Raw genomic sequence first — 16,575 nt, forward strand, 5'->3', positions numbered from 1 at the left:
AAATCTACATTATTACCTATCAATCAGCTTGCTTGGTCAATATCATGCCATGATCGTATTGTAAAGCACGAATATCTGTAAATACCATTCCACCCTCAACTTCTTTCACATCCCCAAAACCCTCAATCAATCCATTGGGTAAAATTCCAAATACAATTTCTCGAGTAGAACGAACACCCTCTGCATTAAAAGTATAGCTTCCAATCAATATAGAATCTTGAACTACACCTTTAAATAAGCCAACGTTTTTATCTTTTTCAAAAAAAGCGTATTGCAATGGACCCATTAAGGTATCTCCATGCGCTTTCAATTCCAAGCGAATGGAATCTTTCCCTTTATGGAATTCATACCTTCCCACTAAATCTTCTAGTGCATCCTGATGGTCGTTTTGTTGCTGCTCTTGACGATTATTACAAGCCATTAAACTAACAAATGCAAGACTTAAAACCCAATATTTCATATGCTGATAGTTATATACTCTATAAACGAATAAAACTTCTTCAAAAGTACAGTTAGTCCATCACAATCCATAGGTATACCTTAATAAATATCGTAACTTTACTCGATGAACATATTAACGAATCCATTTGAAAATGCACATCAAAGTGCACCATTCTCACAGATAAGAAACGAATATTTTATACCTGCCTTTGATTTTGCTATTGAAGAAACCAAAAAAGAAATTGATTCCATTGTCAATAACCAGGATCAAGCTACTTTCCAAAACAGCATAGCCGCATTATCTTTCTCTGGACTAACCTTAGAACGTATTTCCAATATTTTCTTCAATTTGCAATCGGCAGAAACCAATGATGAAATTGATCAAATTGCACAAGTGGTAGCTCCAAAATTAGCCGCATTAAGCAATGACATCACTCTTAATTTTGAATTATTTAAAAAAATTAAAGCTGTTTATGATCAAAAAAATCAATTAAACTTACATACAGAAGAGTTAACCTTATTGACAAAATATTACAAAGATTTTGTTAGAAATGGAGCACTGCTAGACGAAACTAAAAAAGAAGAATTAAGAAAAATAGATAGCGAATTATCCACTTTGAAACTAACCTTTGGGGAGCATGTACTTGCAGATAATAATGCCTACCAACTTCACATTACGGACATAAACGACCTTTCAGGACTTCCTGAAGGCACGTTAGAGGCGGCTCAAGAACTAGCGAAACAGGAAGGTAAAGAAGGCTGGATATTTACATTAGATTATCCAAGTTATATCCCATTTGTTACTTATGCAGACAATAGGGATTTGAGGAAAGAATTAACACTAGCTGCAGGTCGCAAAGCTTATCAAAACAATGAGAACAACAATGAAGAAATTGTATTAAAGATTGTTAATCTCCGGTATGAACGTGCACAATTGTTAGGCTATGCAACTCATGCTGATTTCGTCCTTGAAGAGCGCATGGCTCAAAGCCCAACAGAAGTCAAATCCTTCTTAACGAACCTGCTGGATAAAGCAAAACCGGCAGCATTAAACGAATTCCAAGAGTTAACCGAATTCGCTAAACATACAGATGGCTTAGACCAATTGGAAAAATGGGATGCAAGTTATTATGCTGAGAAACTTAAACAGCAGAAATTCAATTTAGATGATGAAAAATTGAAACCTTATTTCCAATTAGCACATGTTTTAAATGGAGCATTTACGATCGCACATAAATTATTTGGATTAAACTTTAAGGAAGTAAACCATATCGACAAGTACCATCCCGATATCCAAACCTATGAAGTATGGGATACGGAAAATCAATTCATAGCCTTATTTTACGCAGATTTTTTTCCAAGAAAAGGGAAACGCAACGGCGCATGGATGACATCATTTAAATCGCAATATATCTTAAACAAGGTCAATGACAGACCCCATGTATCCATTGTTTGCAATTTTACACCAGCCACTGCATCAAAACCATCTTTACTTACCTTCAATGAAGTAACAACCTTATTCCATGAATTTGGCCATGCTTTACACGGCATGCTTGCCAACACGCAATACCCTACCCTATCTGGTACCTCTGTTTATTGGGATTTTGTTGAACTACCAAGTCAAATAATGGAAAACTGGTGTTATGAAGAAGAAGCGTTAAAATTATTCGCAAAACATTACGAGACAGGGGAAACGATCCCGATGGATTACATTAAAAAGATCAAAGAAAGTGCTTCTTTTCTAGAAGGAATGGCTACGCTTAGGCAAATTAGCTTTGGATTATTAGATATGGCTTGGCATGGTCAAAATCCAAGAGATATCCAACAAATTAAACCATTTGAAGTGGAGCAATTTGCATCCACAGCCCTATATCCAGACGTATTGGATAATGCCATGAGTCCATCATTTTCTCATATATTCAATGGAGGATATTCCTCAGGATACTACAGCTATAAATGGGCAGAAGTATTGGATGCTGATGCTTTCGAGTATTTTTTAGAAGAAGGAATATTTAACCCTGAAGTAGCTAAAAAATTTAAGGACAACATCCTTTCCAAAGGAGGTACTGTTCATCCGATGAAATTATACAAAGCATTTAGAGGTAAAGAACCAGCCGTAGAACCTTTATTAAGACGTGCAGGTTTGTTGATCGATTAAGAATTACAGTCAATAAAAAAAGGTGTCAAATGACACCTTTTTTTATTGACTGTAATTGTAAGTTCTTATTTTAAGTTATCGCGATATACTTTCGCTTTCTTAACTTCTGTTTGAATGTCCTTACGAGAAGCATCAAAAGTTAATACTTTCTCATAATCAGCAACTGCTTTATTATAAGCATCCGTTGCAGAAACTTTATTGTAATTTCCAGCACCAGTTGTTCCTAACAATATCCCTAAATCACGGTAAGCTACTGCACGATTTTGGTATAATTTAGCATCACTTGCGTTCACTGTCAGTGCTTTAGTATAATCAGTAATTGCGGATTTCAATAATCCTTCACGCTCTACCGGAGTTAATTTAGCCTCCCGATTCACTGCCAGAATATTATTAGCTTTTGCTTTATAATAATAAGCAGAAACATTCTTTGCGTCTAAGCTAATCACTTTTGTAAAGTTGGATATTGATTTTTTAAACTCACCGTTTTGAAATTGTGAATAACCCAACAAATAAACCACATCTGGATCATTTCCAGAACTAGGGATCGCTTTTTCAAATTGCGCGGCAGCAGTTTTAAAATCTCCATCTAATAAAGCTTTTTCACCCGCACGAACATTCGGATCACTATGCTGTTGTTTTTGTTGAGCTTGTACTCCCACAGTAACCAAAGCTAAAGCAACAGTTGCTAATCCAATTTTTACCGCCTTCATATGCGAATTAAAATAATTTAAATTCATATCCAATTATTATATAGTTTTCTTGTTAAAATTTTTACACTACATGTATTAGAGTAAAAATCTGTTAAATAGTTTAAGAACACAATCATTAGTTATAAACATTTCCACAATTTCACGTTATAACTAATAAAAATGATTTTTACTTAGGTGCCAAACCAGCTCTTCATACTGACGATTTAACAGCACCATTTGTATATTAGCATAAATAATACCAAAATATTAGGTTGGCATTTGGCTTGCAATAATAAAGTTTACAAAATAATAACACAAAATTAGCTTAACATCTGACAAGATGTCGGCAACTCTGATAAAAATACATATGAGCAAATTTGATGCATTCAATTTTAATCAAACATTACCTATCATAAACGAAGAAACAGAATTTTTTCCTTTGTTAAGTCAGCAAGACGAGGATGAAATGCGGAACGCTGAAATTCCTGAAAGTCTTCCAATCCTTCCTTTACGTAATACGGTTTTATTTCCTGGTGTAGTGATTCCAATCACTGTAGGTCGTGATAAATCTATAAAATTAATTAAAGATGCCTACAAAGGCGATAGAAGCATAGCGGTCGTGTCTCAAAAAGACATGAATGTAGAAGACCCTACGTTTGATCAATTGCATAAAGTGGGTACGGTAGCACATATCATTAAGATATTGCAAATGCCTGATGGAAACACGACAGTTATCATTCAAGGAAAGCAGCGCGTCCGACTGATAGAGTTAATTCAAACGGATCCTTATTTAATCGCAAGCATAGATCGTTTTCCAGAAGATAAGCCTAAAACGAGTAGTAAAGAATTTAAGGCTTTAATTTCTTCGGTAAAAGAATTAGCCTTACAAATCATTCAACTCTCGCCTAATCTTCCTAGTGAGGCAGGAATTGCCATTAAGAATATTGAGAGCCCAACCTTTCTAGTCAATTTTATCTCGTCCAATCTTTCGTTAGAATTGGAGCAAAAACAAGATTTATTAGAAACAAAAGATTTTGTAAAAAGAGCAAAACAACTTTTAGAACATTTGACCACTGAAATTCAAATGTTGGAGTTGAAAAACCAAATACAAAATAAAGTTCGTGTTGATTTAGACAAACAACAGCGCGATTACTTCCTGAGTCAACAATTAAAAACAATTCAAGAAGAATTAGGTGGTAGCACACCGGATTTGGAATTAGAGGAATTAAAAAAGCGTGCTAAATCAAAAAAATGGCCCGATGCTGTGGCTAAACATTTTCAAAAAGAAATTGAAAAGTTAGCTCGCATTAATCCTGCTGCTGCTGATTACTCAGTGCAACTAAATTATTTAGAGTTATTACTGGATTTGCCTTGGGGCGAATACAGCAAAGACAACTTTGATTTGCACCGTGCTGAAAAAGTATTAAACAAAGATCATTACGGTTTAGATAAAGTTAAGCAACGTATCATTGAATACTTGGCAGTGTTGAAATTAAAAAACAACATGAAAGCGCCAATTCTTTGTTTAGTAGGCCCTCCAGGGGTGGGTAAAACATCCTTAGGAAAATCCATAGCAAGAGCTTTAGGCCGAAAATATACCCGTATGGCCTTAGGCGGTGTGCGTGATGAAGCCGAAATCAGAGGCCATCGTAAAACATATATTGGTGCAATGCCGGGTCGTATCATTCAATCCCTTAAAAAAGCTGGAACATCAAATCCTGTCTTCGTATTGGATGAAATTGATAAAATTGGATCAGACTTTAAAGGTGATCCTTCCTCTGCCCTGTTGGAGGTATTAGACCCAGAACAAAACACCAATTTCTATGATCATTATGTAGAAATGGAATATGACCTATCGAAGGTTATGTTTATCGCTACAGCAAACTCTCTAAGCGGCATACAGCCGGCTTTATTAGATCGTATGGAGATCATCGAAGTCAATGGATATACCATCGAAGAAAAAATCGAAATCGCCAAAAAACATCTATTGCCGAAGCAACGCGAAATGCATGGCATTCAAACAAAAGATTTGAACTTAAAACCTAAATTAATCGAAAAAATAATTGAGGAATACACACGTGAATCAGGTGTTCGTGGTTTAGAAAAGAAAATCGGATCCGTTGTTCGGGGAATTGCCACGAGAATCGTTATGGAGAAACCTTATGACCCTAGTTTATCTTCGGATGAAATTGAACAAATATTAGGCGCTCCAATTTTTGATAAAGATTTATATGAAAATAATGATATCGCTGGCGTAGTGACAGGATTAGCTTGGACTTCTGTAGGTGGTGATATTTTATTTATCGAATCTAGTTTAAGTCCTGGAAAAGGTAAATTAAGCCTAACAGGAAATTTAGGGGATGTCATGAAAGAATCTGCAGCCATTGCGATGGCCTATTTAAGATCTCATGCAGAAGATTTCGGTATAGATTATAAAGTATTTGACACCTGGGATGTCAACATCCATGTTCCAGCAGGTGCCACTCCAAAGGATGGCCCTTCAGCAGGTATCACTATGCTTACCGCATTAACGTCTTTATTTACGCAACGAAAAGTCAAACAGAAATTAGCGATGACAGGAGAAATAACGTTACGTGGTAAAGTACTTCCTGTTGGCGGAATCAAAGAAAAAATCCTTGCTGCCAAACGAGCTAACATCAAAGAAATTATTCTTTGTAAAACAAACCAAAAGGATATTTTGGAAATCAAAGAAGATTACATCAAGGATTTGACATTTCATTACGTGACTGATATGCAGGAGGTCGTGAAACTTGCTTTAATGAAAGATAAAGTAAATAATCCAAAAATATTAATTAAAGAAAATTAACAAATTACCAAATTCGTAATTTTTATAGGATCAAACTATCGATAATGGTTTGATCCTATTTTTTTATTATCGAATTTTAATAAAAATACCTAACATTAGGTATTTGTTATTAAATTGATAACTAGTATATTAGTGTTTGATTTGCAGCACTCTATTAGCTGCAAACTATTAACCTTGAAAAATAAATGATTTTAACAAACCAAGTAATTGCATTAAATGCTCATGAGCTATTTGTATAAAAAAAATCAGACACATTTTCATGTTTTTTATCGTGCCCACCCAAAATGTTTAGTAAATAAATAATCATTCCACTAAGACTGGTCTTTATCCCAAATAAAGGCCAGTTTTTCTTTGCAGCCAATCATTTATAATTTTTTTAGAACAAATTAAGCAGTAAATTTGCAGGAATGTCCCTTATCCCATCAATTACTCCCAGTATTAAGAGATTGATTAATTCTCCGCTTTTAATTTATATTGCTAGATGTCTTATCGGTTTTATTATTGGCTATTTGCTTTATAAACATTACAAAGAACTGGAGATCTTTTGGACTTTATTGTCCATAATCTTAGTGATCTCGCCAGAGGAGAAAGATTCAAAAAGATTATCTATAGAACGATTTAAGTCAAATTTTGTAGGTTCTTCAGTCGCTATGGCTTGCGTATGGTTATTACCCAACAGTGTCTTTTCGATCATGGCAGGTATTATTATTACCATTGTACTCTGCCGAGCATTTAAAATTTTGAATATGGCTCGAGTAGCTATTGTTGCACTCTTAATAATTATGATTGAACCCCATCATACACAGCTTAATTATACGCCTATATATCGAGCGCTTTCAGTCGCCATCGGATGTTTTATAGGCTTGTCTATCGTTATTATTACTTCCGCGATACTGCAATACTTCAAAAACAGATACGAAATTTTTCAAGATTGCTCAGAAAACAGCAACTAGGCTACTATTCCATTCAGGAAACACATATTAATCTAGCATGGGCATAAATATTTACCTATTTTTGTAGCAATGATTGAATTATATACAGACGGAGCATCTAGCGGAAATCCAGGCCCTGGAGGATATGGCACTATACTTAGAGCGATATATCAAGGCACAAACCCTGAATATCAAGGCAAACTTATTGAAAAAGAATTTTCAGGAGGCTTTAGAAAAACCACCAATAATCGCATGGAATTATTGGCTGTAATCATCGGCCTAGAAGCTTTGAAAAATATCAATCAACAGGTCACCATCTTTTCTGACTCTAAATATGTCATTGATGCGATCGACAAAAAGTGGGTACATGGATGGATAAAAAAAGGCTTTGCAGGAAAGAAAAACAAAGACCTCTGGATGAGATTAATGAACACCTATAAATTACATCAAGTGAAATTAGTTTGGGTCAAAGGACATGCTGGACATCCTTTGAATGAACGTTGTGACCAACTGGCTGTACAAGCTTCTAAAGACAAAGCGCAGTGGAAGATCGACACCGTCTTTGAGGTAGAAGCACAAAAAGGTTTAGCCATTTAAAACCAAATCCTTTAAAAATTAATGGATTTTATTGCGTAGGACTACATGCCAAAAATGCGCTACTTATATGTTGAATAAGATCCGTGGCGATAAGACTAGTTTCTCCATATTGTTGCGCCGCATAATCACCTGCTAGACCATGTAAATAAACAGCTGCCACGGCACTTTCTTCACTGGCATACCCTTGCGCCCTAAAACTTACAAGCATACCGGTTAACACATCCCCAGTGCCTCCTGTAGCCATCCCTGAATTACCAGAAGAATTATAATAGGTACGCCCATCGGAAGTCAAAATTACAGTATGCGCTCCTTTTATTATCAACGTAATTTGATGCTGCTTTGCAAATTCCTTCGCTAATTTCAATTTCTCAGCATCAGAATTCCAATTGCCAATTAACCTTTTCAATTCCTTAGGATGGGGTGAAAAAATACTTCCCTTAGGGATAAGGGAAAGAAATTCAGGATGTGCAGCTAAAATATTAAGTGCGTCTGCATCAAAAACGATTTGCTGCTTTTCAGTTAATGTGTTAAGCCAATTTAAAAATCCATCTACAGTCTGTTTATGAACTCCTAAACCCACGCCTACGGCAATCGCTTGAAATTCATTCAAATGTGTAAAATTCGTAACCAGCTCATCACTTTCATCCAACATCACCATGGCCTCAGGAACTGCCGTTTGAATAATAGCATATCCACAACGTGGAATAAAGCTAGTTACCAATCCACAACCAGTTCTGATAGCAGCCTTTGTGCACATCAAGACAGCCCCTATTTTTCCTAAGCTACCTCCTACAATTGCCACATGACCAAAAGTACCCTTATGGGAAAATTTAGACCTTGGTTTCAAAATTCTTTGTACCAGTTCCTTGTCTATAAAATAAACATCCGACTCCGTTTCCCTTATTGCACTATGGTTTAATTGAATATCAAGGATAGTCCATTTACCTACAAAAAGTGCATAATCTGGCAAGAGTAATGTTTCCTTCGGAAATTGAAAAGTCAATGTTTCATCTGCCTTTACAATAGGCGACTTCACATCAATGAGCATACTTGCAGAAAGTCCAGAGGGCAAATCAATAGAGATAACTGTTCCGCTATAGTCATTAATTTGCTGTATTAGCATATTCCACGATTCCGATAATGCCTCATTTAACCCGAACCCAAATAGGCAATCAATAATATAGCCCTCAGGTTTTAAATCCAAGCAATCAGAAGAATTAAAGAGCTGTACAGCGGGCAATAATTTTTGGTTCAACAAATTATCTGCGGAATAACTTACCGCTTCAATTAAAAACACATCAACTGCTGCAGCTTTCTGCTGCAATAATCTAGCAATAGCAAGCCCATCCCCGCCATTATTCCCTTTCCCACAGATTACATGAATAGGTTTGGTAGTTATGCTTGGATAATGATTGAGCAAATAATCAACCACTTGACTAGCCGCTCTTTCCATTAAATCCCAAGAACTTATCGCTTCGGTTTCAATGGTTCGTCGATCAATTTCTCGTAATTGTAAAGCGTTAAATATCTTCATGAATCAAGGATTACTAAAGCTTTATGGTTTGTTAAAGATTCTTGCTAAAGATACGAAAAAGTCCTTCCGACCCAGCTATAGAACGATCCATAGACTAGGAATCATGGGATAAATTATCCTCCATTTATTCGAAAACCAAATTGTTGGTTTTGAATGAACTTATTACAAAAATGATTTAAAAATTATGTTGGTTAATACTCGATTTCAATTAATGATTTTAAAGGAATTAATATACCATGTTTAATTTGAATATACTTATCCGTTAGGGACCATACAGTAGTTTCGATTCGCTTTGGTCCATCTTCTGTATTAAATACTATATCTGTTTTTGATTTAAATTCATTACCTAAGCGCAAAGCATTTTGCAACTTTGCCATGAATCTATCTGAATTATCTAAATCGGCGGGAATAAACTTAAATTTATTGACGTCTTCTTTTTGAATTAAAGTTCCAATCATGTTTTAATCGTTTATATGGTAACGTCAATTTAAGTATTTCTATATATTTAGACAAGATTTTACGTTAGAATATTAAATTAGTTACATTCGCATTAAATTGGTTTATACATGGGATATTTTGAGAAAGAGTGGAAATTAAATTTTACTCAATGCTATTCAAATGGAAAATTAAAGTATAGTGAACTAAACAACATCTTACAAGTCACTGCAAGTGAGCACGCTGAGCGAATTGGATTCGGCTATAAACAGATGTGGCGAGTCAGGCAATCTTGGGTACTTAGTAGAATGTTGATTGAAGTAGATGAATTACCTGCCTATACCCAAGAAATAAAAATCAGAACTTGGATTCAGGATTTTACGGGCAGTAAAAGCACCCGTAATTTCGAACTGCTTTTTAACGATCGGGTCATCATACGTGCCACTAGTTTATGGGCAGTTTTTAATACCAAAACGAGAAAAGCAGATGACTTGGCCCTAAGCACCGATCATCTATTACTATTTCCTGAAAAGTCAAGCACCAAAGGCCAACTTTCTAAATTGGATTCCAATATGGCCTTTAATAACATTGGAACTCATCAAGTAAAATTATCCGATTTAGATATCGTCAATCATGCAAATAATGTAAAATATATGGAATGGTGTTTTGATTCCCTGGATGCACAAGAGGTGATGAATGGAACCATCTGTTCCTTAGAAATGAATTATTTAAAAGAATTAAAATACCAAGATCAAGTAATTATTGGAGCCCATCAGCTTCATCCAAATTCCACGATATTTCGTATAGAAAAAGAGCAGCGAATTCACTTTTTAATGTTGGTGAAGCGATCCGACAATTCCTGATAATTCCTCCAATGAAGGCCATAAAAAAGGGCTATATCTTAAAAAATATAGCCCTTTTCTGTATGTTAGATTAGCTTAAAGCGCCCAAGCTTTGTCTCCTTTTTGATAAGGAAAATTTCCATCGTATTTCCCAGGAACTTTCACATAGCGTAATGCTTTGGTCATTCCCAGTTCAGATGTAAAAAATCCAGTTAAGGTCAATTGCTTAAACAGATTAAAGAAGTGATTCGGATCTTCCTCTTTTTTGTTCTTCTGGTATTCTTTCGACTCTTTATCGTAATTATTGACAAATTGAAGTTTTTCTTCTGGAGTTAAGGTTAAGAAACTCTTACTAAATTCTTTTTTAGCTCGTTCCTCTAGTCCATTAAATCCATCCAAGAACACCTTTTGATCCTTTTCATCATAGCAATCGCGTACCATGATTGGAATAAACTCTCCTACACCAGCTTCTTTAGCTCCTGGAGTAGCTGTTTTAGGTAAAATAGCTTCTGCTAACTCCCCTAAAACATGGGTAGCTTCACTTTCGAAAAGGGTCGCTACATCTTTAGTCGCCGGTCTAGTACAACCTTCTAAAAACAAGTTTGCACCAACTACTGTACCTCCGACGATAAAAGCTACACGCCTTAATGCTTCTCTTCTATTCATTATAAAATAAATTATAAAGTATAATTAATTCCCCATCCTTCTGGGTATTCACGTTTGATAAATTGATTTACAACATCAAAGTTAGTTACTTTCATATTGTTATTATCCCAAATCAATTTCAAGTTACGTCCTGGATATTGACCATCCACTTTTAAATCGGCACCACGAATAGCTAAGTTAGCCATCAATAATGCTTCTGTCAATGGACCTGAGATTTCAAATGGAGCACTCACTTCTTTTTTACCATATCCTGCGATACAAGCTTCAACCCACTGTGCATAGTGACCACCTGAACCATTTTGTACACGAGCATATTTCTGTGCTACTTGTTCTTTACGAGAAGTAGGAAGTAAACGCGCATTATCTCCGTACGTATCCGCTAGGATTTTACCTTTGGTACCGACCATTAAAATACCATTACCACCATCTCCAAAACGCTCATTAGGACCTAATTCCTCTGGACGTGCTGGTTGAATACCACCATCCATCCAGTGTAGGGTTACAGGACCTTGAGTTCTTGCTGCTTTAGGGAAAGTCATCGTAGCATGGCTAGATGGAGGACAGCTCTCTGGGAAATATCCACGTTTGAACTCATCCACATATACAGAGCCTACAGACGCTTGCACATCTTGTACATAAGATAAACCTAATACACTGAAAGGAACTTCCAATAGGTGACATCCCATATCTCCTAATGCACCAGTACCATAATCCCACCAACCTCTCCAGTTGAAAGGAACTAATTTATCTACGAAATCTTTTCTTGGAGCAGTACCTAACCACAAATCCCAATCTAACTCTTTAGGAATTGCCGCTTTTTGAGTAGGCCATTGAATACCTTGAGGCCATACTGGACGATCCGTCCAACAGTATACTGTATGAACGTCTCCAATTAATCCTGCATCATACCATTCTCTCGCTAAACGAGGTCCATCATTGGACGCTCCTTGGTTACCCATTTGCGTCACTACTTTATATTTTTTAGCGGCATGAGTTAATACTCTTGCTTCCCAAACATCGTGTGCTAATGGTTTTTGAACATATACGTGTTTACCTAATTGCATCGCTGCTAATGCATGGATTGCATGGTTATGATCTGGACCAGATACGGAAACAGCATCGATATGTTTTGCTTCCTTATCCAACATTTCGCGATAATCACGGTAATACTTAGCTTTAGGGAATCGTTTTATAGAATTTGCTGCACGACGATCGTCTACATCACATAAAAAAGCAATATCTGCTTTTCCACTTTTGTGAAATTCATTGATGTCACTTTCACCTTTACCACCTACACCGATTCCAGCTACTACGAGCTTATCACTAGGAGCAGTAAAACCATTACCGCCCAATACATGTCTTGGAACAATACTGAATCCAGCAGCTGCAATTGCCGAATTTTTTAAAAATTCTCTTCTTGAATTTGATTTATTCATATTAATTGGTTTAGATATTATAAATTTCCTTTTTTAAGTTCACTAACTGCAAAATCAACTGCTCTTGCGGTTAATGCCATATAGGTTAAAGAAGGGTTTACACAACCTCCTGAAGTCATGCTTGCACCATCCGTAACAAATACGTTCTTTGCATCCCAAACTTGATTATGCTTATTTAATACCGAAGATTTTGCATCATTACCCATTCTAGCAGTTCCCATTTCATGAATTCCCATTCCGAAATTATACCCACTATCATACGTATGAACATCTTTAACACCGATGGATTCCAGCATTTCTTTCATCTCTTCAGTCATATCTTTACGCATTTTATGTTCATTTTCTTTAATCTCCATATCCATTGCTAAGATCGGAAGACCCCATTTATCCGTATTCTTTTTATCTAAGAAAATACGGTTTTCATGGTAAGGAAGAATTTCTCCAAATGCAGTAAATCCTACACCCCAATTTCCTGGTTCACACATTGCATCTTTCCAAGCTCCACCTACAGACATTTCTGCAATTTCACCAGACCAGCGGCCCCGGCTTCCTGAACCTTGATAACCAAACCCTCGAACATAGTCACGTTGTTTAGTATCTCCCGGCACGTTCACGAAGCGTGGTACATATAAACCTGTTGGTCTTCGACCAAACGTATATTTATCATCGTAACCTTCTACGCGACCTCCTGCACCTAAACGGAAATGGTGATCCATTGCATTGTGCCCCAATTCACCACTACTACTTCCTAAACCACCTTCCCAAACATCGGTAGCCGAATTCATTAATACCCAAGTAGAGTTAAATGCAGAAGCACATACAAACACTATCTTAGCATAAAATTCGTAGGTTTTATTCGTTTCCGCATCGATTATCTCCACTCCTTTCGCCTTCTGCGTATCTTTATCGTAAATAATGCGCGTAACAATTGAAAACGGTCTCAAAGTAAGATTACCGGTTTTCATAGCGGGTGGCAAAGTAGAAGATTGCGTACTAAAATAAGCCCCAAAATTACAACCTAACCAACATTGGTTTTGATATTGGCAATTTATACGACCATGATGTGGTTTTGTAATATTTGCCGTACGTCCCATAATGAAATGGCGGTTGCCGCCATATTGTTTTTTCAAACGCTCTGCAAGGTCCTTTTCAACTATATTAAAATCCATCGGTGGCAGAAAATCACCATCTGGCAAAACGGATAAACCATCTTTATTGCCGGAAATACCTGCCCATTTCTCAGCATAGCTATACCAAGGGGCTATATCCGCATAACGAATTGGCCAATCTACTCCATGACCATCCTTTAGATTAGCTTCAAAATCCAAATCACCTAAACGATAACTCTGTCTTCCCCACATTAAGGAACGACCACCTACATGGTAACCTCTAAACCAATCAAATCGCTTTACTTCGGTATACGGACTCTCCTTTTCATTCACCCAAAAATCTAGGTTCTTCTCATTCAAGGGATAATCCCGCTTCAATACCGGATAGTCGGCTTCCATCTGTTTAGTACGTCCACCTCGATGTTCATATTCCCAAGTGTCCTTCAAAGCATGATAATCCTTTACATGTTCTACGTTTCGACCACGTTCTAACATGATTGTTTTCAGACCTTTCTCAGTCAATTCTTTCGCTGCCCAGCCTCCACTGATACCAGATCCTATAACAATAGCATCATAAACATTATTCTCTACCATTATAGTTTATATTTAAATAGTTTTCGCCTGTTCTTGGATTTCTTCTTTTTTAAAGAAGATTCCGAAAATCACAAATACTGCAAAAGCAATGACTGCAGGAACCACCCAAACTTTATTCCATAATAAAGCGGTATCTGTTCCTACTGCTGCTTTATATAAATCAAATACATATCCTGCAACCAGAAAACCGATAAGCTGACCAACACCATAAGTCGCTAAAGTAATTAATCCTTGAGCGGCACTTTTGTTTTGAGGTCCTGCTTTTGAATCGGTATAAATCTGTCCAGATACGAAGAAAAAATCATAACATATTCCGTGTAATGCTATACCTAAAATTAACATAAATGTCAATTCACCGGCATCGCCAAATGCAAACAACAAATATCGAAACACCCATGCTATCATCCCAATCAGAATCGTATTTTTAAATCCAAATCGAGTAAAGAAAAGGGGTAATAACAGTAAACATAGCGCTTCAGAAATTTGACCTATCGTCATTTTACCTGTCGCATTCTCCAAGCCTGTGGCTGTTAAGAATGGATTCGCGTATTGATAGTAAAACGCTAATGGAATACAAATTAATATAGAGCAGATAAAAAATACTAGAAAATTTCTGTCTTTCAAGAGTTTCATGGCATCTAAACCCAAAATTTTTGAAATACTTTCCTTTTCCCCTTTTATTGCAGGGCTGCTTGGAGGCGTTTTCGGTAAGAAGAAACTTAACAATCCCAAAACTACCGATGCACCAGCTGACATTAAAAAAGTATTTCTTAACAATCCTTCTTTTATTCCTTCTTCATTATCCCATTTAAACAAATAACTTATCGACAAGCCAGCAACTATCCAGCCTATGGTTCCCCAGATTCGTATCAACGAAAACTCCTTCTCTGGATTCTTCATGTGACGGAACGATACTGAATTTGCTAAGGATAAGGTTGGCATATATAGAATCATATAGCCTAATACGTATGGGAAGAAATTAGCAACAGAATCACTGCTGTACAATTGGTACATTAAGACAGCACCTACTAAATGTAATACACCTAAGATTTTTTCAGCATTAAAATAGCGGTCTGCAATCATTCCGATAATAAACGGAGCTACGATTGCACCCCAAGATTGAGTAGAAAAGATGTTGGACATCTCAATACCCGAGGCATTTAAGGTATTACCTAAGTAAGTACCTAGCGTTACAAACCATGAGCCCCAGATAAAAAACTCCAAGAACATCATGAAAGAAAGTTTAATCTTTATAGATGAAGACATTATTTAAGGTTTATTTACAGTATTATTTTAAAGATAAATATTAATAATTAAATTCAAAACAGTATATCGAATTTGTTTCAAACACTAAAAGCGTTTAGCTTTAGAATGAATCAACTTCTCTGTAAGCCTTAATTAATTTTTGTTCGCCTTCTTTTCCAGATGCTGACATCCCATGCTCCATCCCTACTATTCCTTTATATCCTTTTTCATATAACCACTTAAATAAGTTTTTATAATTGATCTCCCCTGTGGTAGGTTCTCTACGACCTGGATTATCTCCAACTTGGATATACCCAATTTCGCTCCAACATAAATCCATTAACGGAATTAAATTACCTTCATTTTTTTGTTGATGGTACACATCGTACAAAATTTTACAAGAAGGACTATTCACCGCTTTACAAATTTCATAAGTTTGATCTGTAAATCTTAAGAAAAGATCTGGTGTATCACTTAATGGTTCTAAAACCATCGTAATACCATGCGGTTCAAAAATCTCTGCTCCTCTTCTTAATCCTTCAACCACATTGGCCGTTTGTACCCCAATCGGTAAATGACGCACATAATCTCCAGGTACCACTGTCACCCATTTTGCATTACAACGTTTAGCAATTTCTACCGATTCTTTACATCCTTTGGTAAAAATATCCACAAATTCTTTCTTACCTGCAGCTAAGGAATTGGCTCCGTTTCCACCTTTTGGAACTACAAAAACCCCCATTCGCATACCTAATTTCGCTAATAAATCACCAATTTGCTTTTGTTCTTCAGGTGAACGTCCAGGCATGCCATTATCTTCAATACTACGAAAGCCAAGTTCATGGTAGTATTTAATTTCATCCAACATGCTTTTTCCAGCGCTAGCACTAAACATTCCTTGATGTGGTGCATAGTCCAATTTAAACGGTTGATTTAATTGATTATCCATTTCAGATTTTTCCTCTTGGGTATTAGCGCTCAGGCCAGTGGCAAATAAAGATGAACCAACAAGCATCGAGCTGTTTTTTATAAAATCAGATCTTTTCATTTAGGGATTATTTATAATGTGT

14 protein-coding genes are annotated in these 16,575 nt (G+C 36.3%); 5 read left to right on the forward strand and 9 right to left on the reverse strand.

Going from position 1 to position 16,575, the window contains the following annotated elements; genetic code table 11:
* Positions 1 to 19: 19 nt before the first annotated feature.
* Positions 20 to 460 carry a hypothetical protein gene (locus ACFRAE_RS00810; RefSeq protein ID WP_422795209.1) on the reverse strand — a complete coding sequence of 147 codons (441 nt, stop codon included), beginning with the start codon at positions 458 to 460 and terminating at the stop codon, positions 20 to 22.
* 105 nt (positions 461 to 565) lie between these two features.
* On the opposite strand from ACFRAE_RS00810, the gene ACFRAE_RS00815 reads away from it, so the two are divergent.
* Positions 566 to 2,599, forward strand: coding sequence for a M3 family metallopeptidase (locus tag ACFRAE_RS00815; protein WP_422795210.1), 2,034 nt, complete (start codon positions 566 to 568; stop codon positions 2,597 to 2,599).
* 65 nt (positions 2,600 to 2,664) lie between these two features.
* Here the strand turns inward: ACFRAE_RS00815 and ACFRAE_RS00820 are convergent, their stop codons facing one another.
* A complete protein-coding gene (locus ACFRAE_RS00820) occupies positions 2,665 to 3,336 on the reverse strand; it encodes a tetratricopeptide repeat protein (protein WP_422795211.1) in 672 nt (223 codons plus the stop codon).
* 319 nt (positions 3,337 to 3,655) lie between these two features.
* Between ACFRAE_RS00820 and lon the strand changes: the two genes are divergently transcribed.
* From lon to rnhA, 3 genes are all read left to right on the forward strand, one after another.
* On the forward strand, positions 3,656 to 6,115 hold the full coding sequence (lon, locus tag ACFRAE_RS00825; protein ID WP_422795212.1) for an endopeptidase La: 2,460 nt from the start codon (positions 3,656 to 3,658) through the stop codon (positions 6,113 to 6,115).
* A gap of 407 nt (positions 6,116 to 6,522) precedes the next feature.
* Positions 6,523 to 7,068 carry an FUSC family protein gene (locus ACFRAE_RS00830; RefSeq protein ID WP_422795213.1) on the forward strand — a complete coding sequence of 182 codons (546 nt, stop codon included), beginning with the start codon at positions 6,523 to 6,525 and terminating at the stop codon, positions 7,066 to 7,068.
* Positions 7,069 to 7,137: 69 nt separating this feature from the next.
* Positions 7,138 to 7,644: a ribonuclease HI gene (rnhA, locus tag ACFRAE_RS00835; protein WP_422795214.1), complete on the forward strand. Its 507-nt coding sequence runs from the start codon at positions 7,138 to 7,140 to the stop codon at positions 7,642 to 7,644.
* A 28-nt stretch (positions 7,645 to 7,672) separates the two neighbouring features.
* Here the strand turns inward: rnhA and ACFRAE_RS00840 are convergent, their stop codons facing one another.
* Both ACFRAE_RS00840 and ACFRAE_RS00845 read right to left on the reverse strand, forming a co-directional pair.
* Positions 7,673 to 9,178 (reverse strand): NAD(P)H-hydrate dehydratase, encoded by a 1,506-nt coding sequence (locus ACFRAE_RS00840; protein ID WP_422795215.1) that lies wholly within the window; start codon positions 9,176 to 9,178, stop codon positions 7,673 to 7,675.
* 191 nt (positions 9,179 to 9,369) lie between these two features.
* Positions 9,370 to 9,636, reverse strand: coding sequence for a hypothetical protein (locus tag ACFRAE_RS00845; RefSeq protein ID WP_422795216.1), 267 nt, complete (start codon positions 9,634 to 9,636; stop codon positions 9,370 to 9,372).
* 108 nt (positions 9,637 to 9,744) lie between these two features.
* Here ACFRAE_RS00845 and ACFRAE_RS00850 point away from each other — a divergent pair, with 108 nt between their 5' ends.
* Positions 9,745 to 10,476, forward strand: a complete 732-nt coding sequence (locus tag ACFRAE_RS00850; protein ID WP_422795217.1) for an acyl-[acyl-carrier-protein] thioesterase — start codon at positions 9,745 to 9,747, stop codon at positions 10,474 to 10,476.
* A 75-nt stretch (positions 10,477 to 10,551) separates the two neighbouring features.
* Here ACFRAE_RS00850 and ACFRAE_RS00855 read toward each other — a convergent pair whose 3' ends face one another.
* The 5 genes from ACFRAE_RS00855 to ACFRAE_RS00875 all read right to left on the reverse strand — a co-directional run bounded on the left by ACFRAE_RS00855 (position 10,552) and on the right by ACFRAE_RS00875 (position 16,553).
* Positions 10,552 to 11,121 (reverse strand): gluconate 2-dehydrogenase subunit 3 family protein, encoded by a 570-nt coding sequence (locus ACFRAE_RS00855; RefSeq protein ID WP_422795218.1) that lies wholly within the window; start codon positions 11,119 to 11,121, stop codon positions 10,552 to 10,554.
* Between the two features lie 11 nt (positions 11,122 to 11,132).
* Positions 11,133 to 12,557 (reverse strand): Gfo/Idh/MocA family protein, encoded by a 1,425-nt coding sequence (locus ACFRAE_RS00860; protein ID WP_422795219.1) that lies wholly within the window; start codon positions 12,555 to 12,557, stop codon positions 11,133 to 11,135.
* Between the two features lie 17 nt (positions 12,558 to 12,574).
* Positions 12,575 to 14,260 (reverse strand): GMC oxidoreductase, encoded by a 1,686-nt coding sequence (locus ACFRAE_RS00865; RefSeq protein WP_422795220.1) that lies wholly within the window; start codon positions 14,258 to 14,260, stop codon positions 12,575 to 12,577.
* A 12-nt stretch (positions 14,261 to 14,272) separates the two neighbouring features.
* Positions 14,273 to 15,526 carry a nucleoside permease gene (locus ACFRAE_RS00870; protein WP_422795221.1) on the reverse strand — a complete coding sequence of 418 codons (1,254 nt, stop codon included), beginning with the start codon at positions 15,524 to 15,526 and terminating at the stop codon, positions 14,273 to 14,275.
* Between the two features lie 100 nt (positions 15,527 to 15,626).
* The gene (locus ACFRAE_RS00875) at positions 15,627 to 16,553 is read right to left on the reverse strand and encodes a hydroxypyruvate isomerase family protein (RefSeq protein ID WP_422795222.1); all 927 of its coding nucleotides are present in this window, start codon (positions 16,551 to 16,553) and stop codon (positions 15,627 to 15,629) included.
* Positions 16,554 to 16,575 lie beyond the last annotated feature (22 nt).

The organism is Sphingobacterium sp. HJSM2_6 (assembly GCF_049316305.1).
In the GTDB taxonomy this organism is placed as follows: Bacteria; Bacteroidota; Bacteroidia; order Sphingobacteriales; family Sphingobacteriaceae; genus Sphingobacterium.

Excerpts from the sequence above, each read along its gene's own strand:
- ACFRAE_RS00810 (WP_422795209.1), bottom strand. The coding sequence starts at position 460 with ATGAAATATTGGGTTTTAAGTCTTGCATTTGTTAGTTTAATGGCTTGT.
- ACFRAE_RS00815 (WP_422795210.1), top strand. The coding sequence starts at position 566 with ATGAACATATTAACGAATCCATTTGAAAATGCACATCAAAGTGCACCA.
- ACFRAE_RS00820 (WP_422795211.1), bottom strand. The coding sequence starts at position 3,336 with ATGAATTTAAATTATTTTAATTCGCATATGAAGGCGGTAAAAATTGGA.
- lon (WP_422795212.1), top strand. The coding sequence starts at position 3,656 with ATGAGCAAATTTGATGCATTCAATTTTAATCAAACATTACCTATCATA.
- ACFRAE_RS00830 (WP_422795213.1), top strand. The coding sequence starts at position 6,523 with ATGTCCCTTATCCCATCAATTACTCCCAGTATTAAGAGATTGATTAAT.
- rnhA (WP_422795214.1), top strand. The coding sequence starts at position 7,138 with ATGATTGAATTATATACAGACGGAGCATCTAGCGGAAATCCAGGCCCT.
- ACFRAE_RS00840 (WP_422795215.1), bottom strand. The coding sequence starts at position 9,178 with ATGAAGATATTTAACGCTTTACAATTACGAGAAATTGATCGACGAACC.
- ACFRAE_RS00845 (WP_422795216.1), bottom strand. The coding sequence starts at position 9,636 with ATGATTGGAACTTTAATTCAAAAAGAAGACGTCAATAAATTTAAGTTT.
- ACFRAE_RS00850 (WP_422795217.1), top strand. The coding sequence starts at position 9,745 with ATGGGATATTTTGAGAAAGAGTGGAAATTAAATTTTACTCAATGCTAT.
- ACFRAE_RS00855 (WP_422795218.1), bottom strand. The coding sequence starts at position 11,121 with ATGAATAGAAGAGAAGCATTAAGGCGTGTAGCTTTTATCGTCGGAGGT.
- ACFRAE_RS00860 (WP_422795219.1), bottom strand. The coding sequence starts at position 12,557 with ATGAATAAATCAAATTCAAGAAGAGAATTTTTAAAAAATTCGGCAATT.
- ACFRAE_RS00865 (WP_422795220.1), bottom strand. The coding sequence starts at position 14,260 with ATGGTAGAGAATAATGTTTATGATGCTATTGTTATAGGATCTGGTATC.
- ACFRAE_RS00870 (WP_422795221.1), bottom strand. The coding sequence starts at position 15,526 with ATGTCTTCATCTATAAAGATTAAACTTTCTTTCATGATGTTCTTGGAG.
- ACFRAE_RS00875 (WP_422795222.1), bottom strand. The coding sequence starts at position 16,553 with ATGAAAAGATCTGATTTTATAAAAAACAGCTCGATGCTTGTTGGTTCA.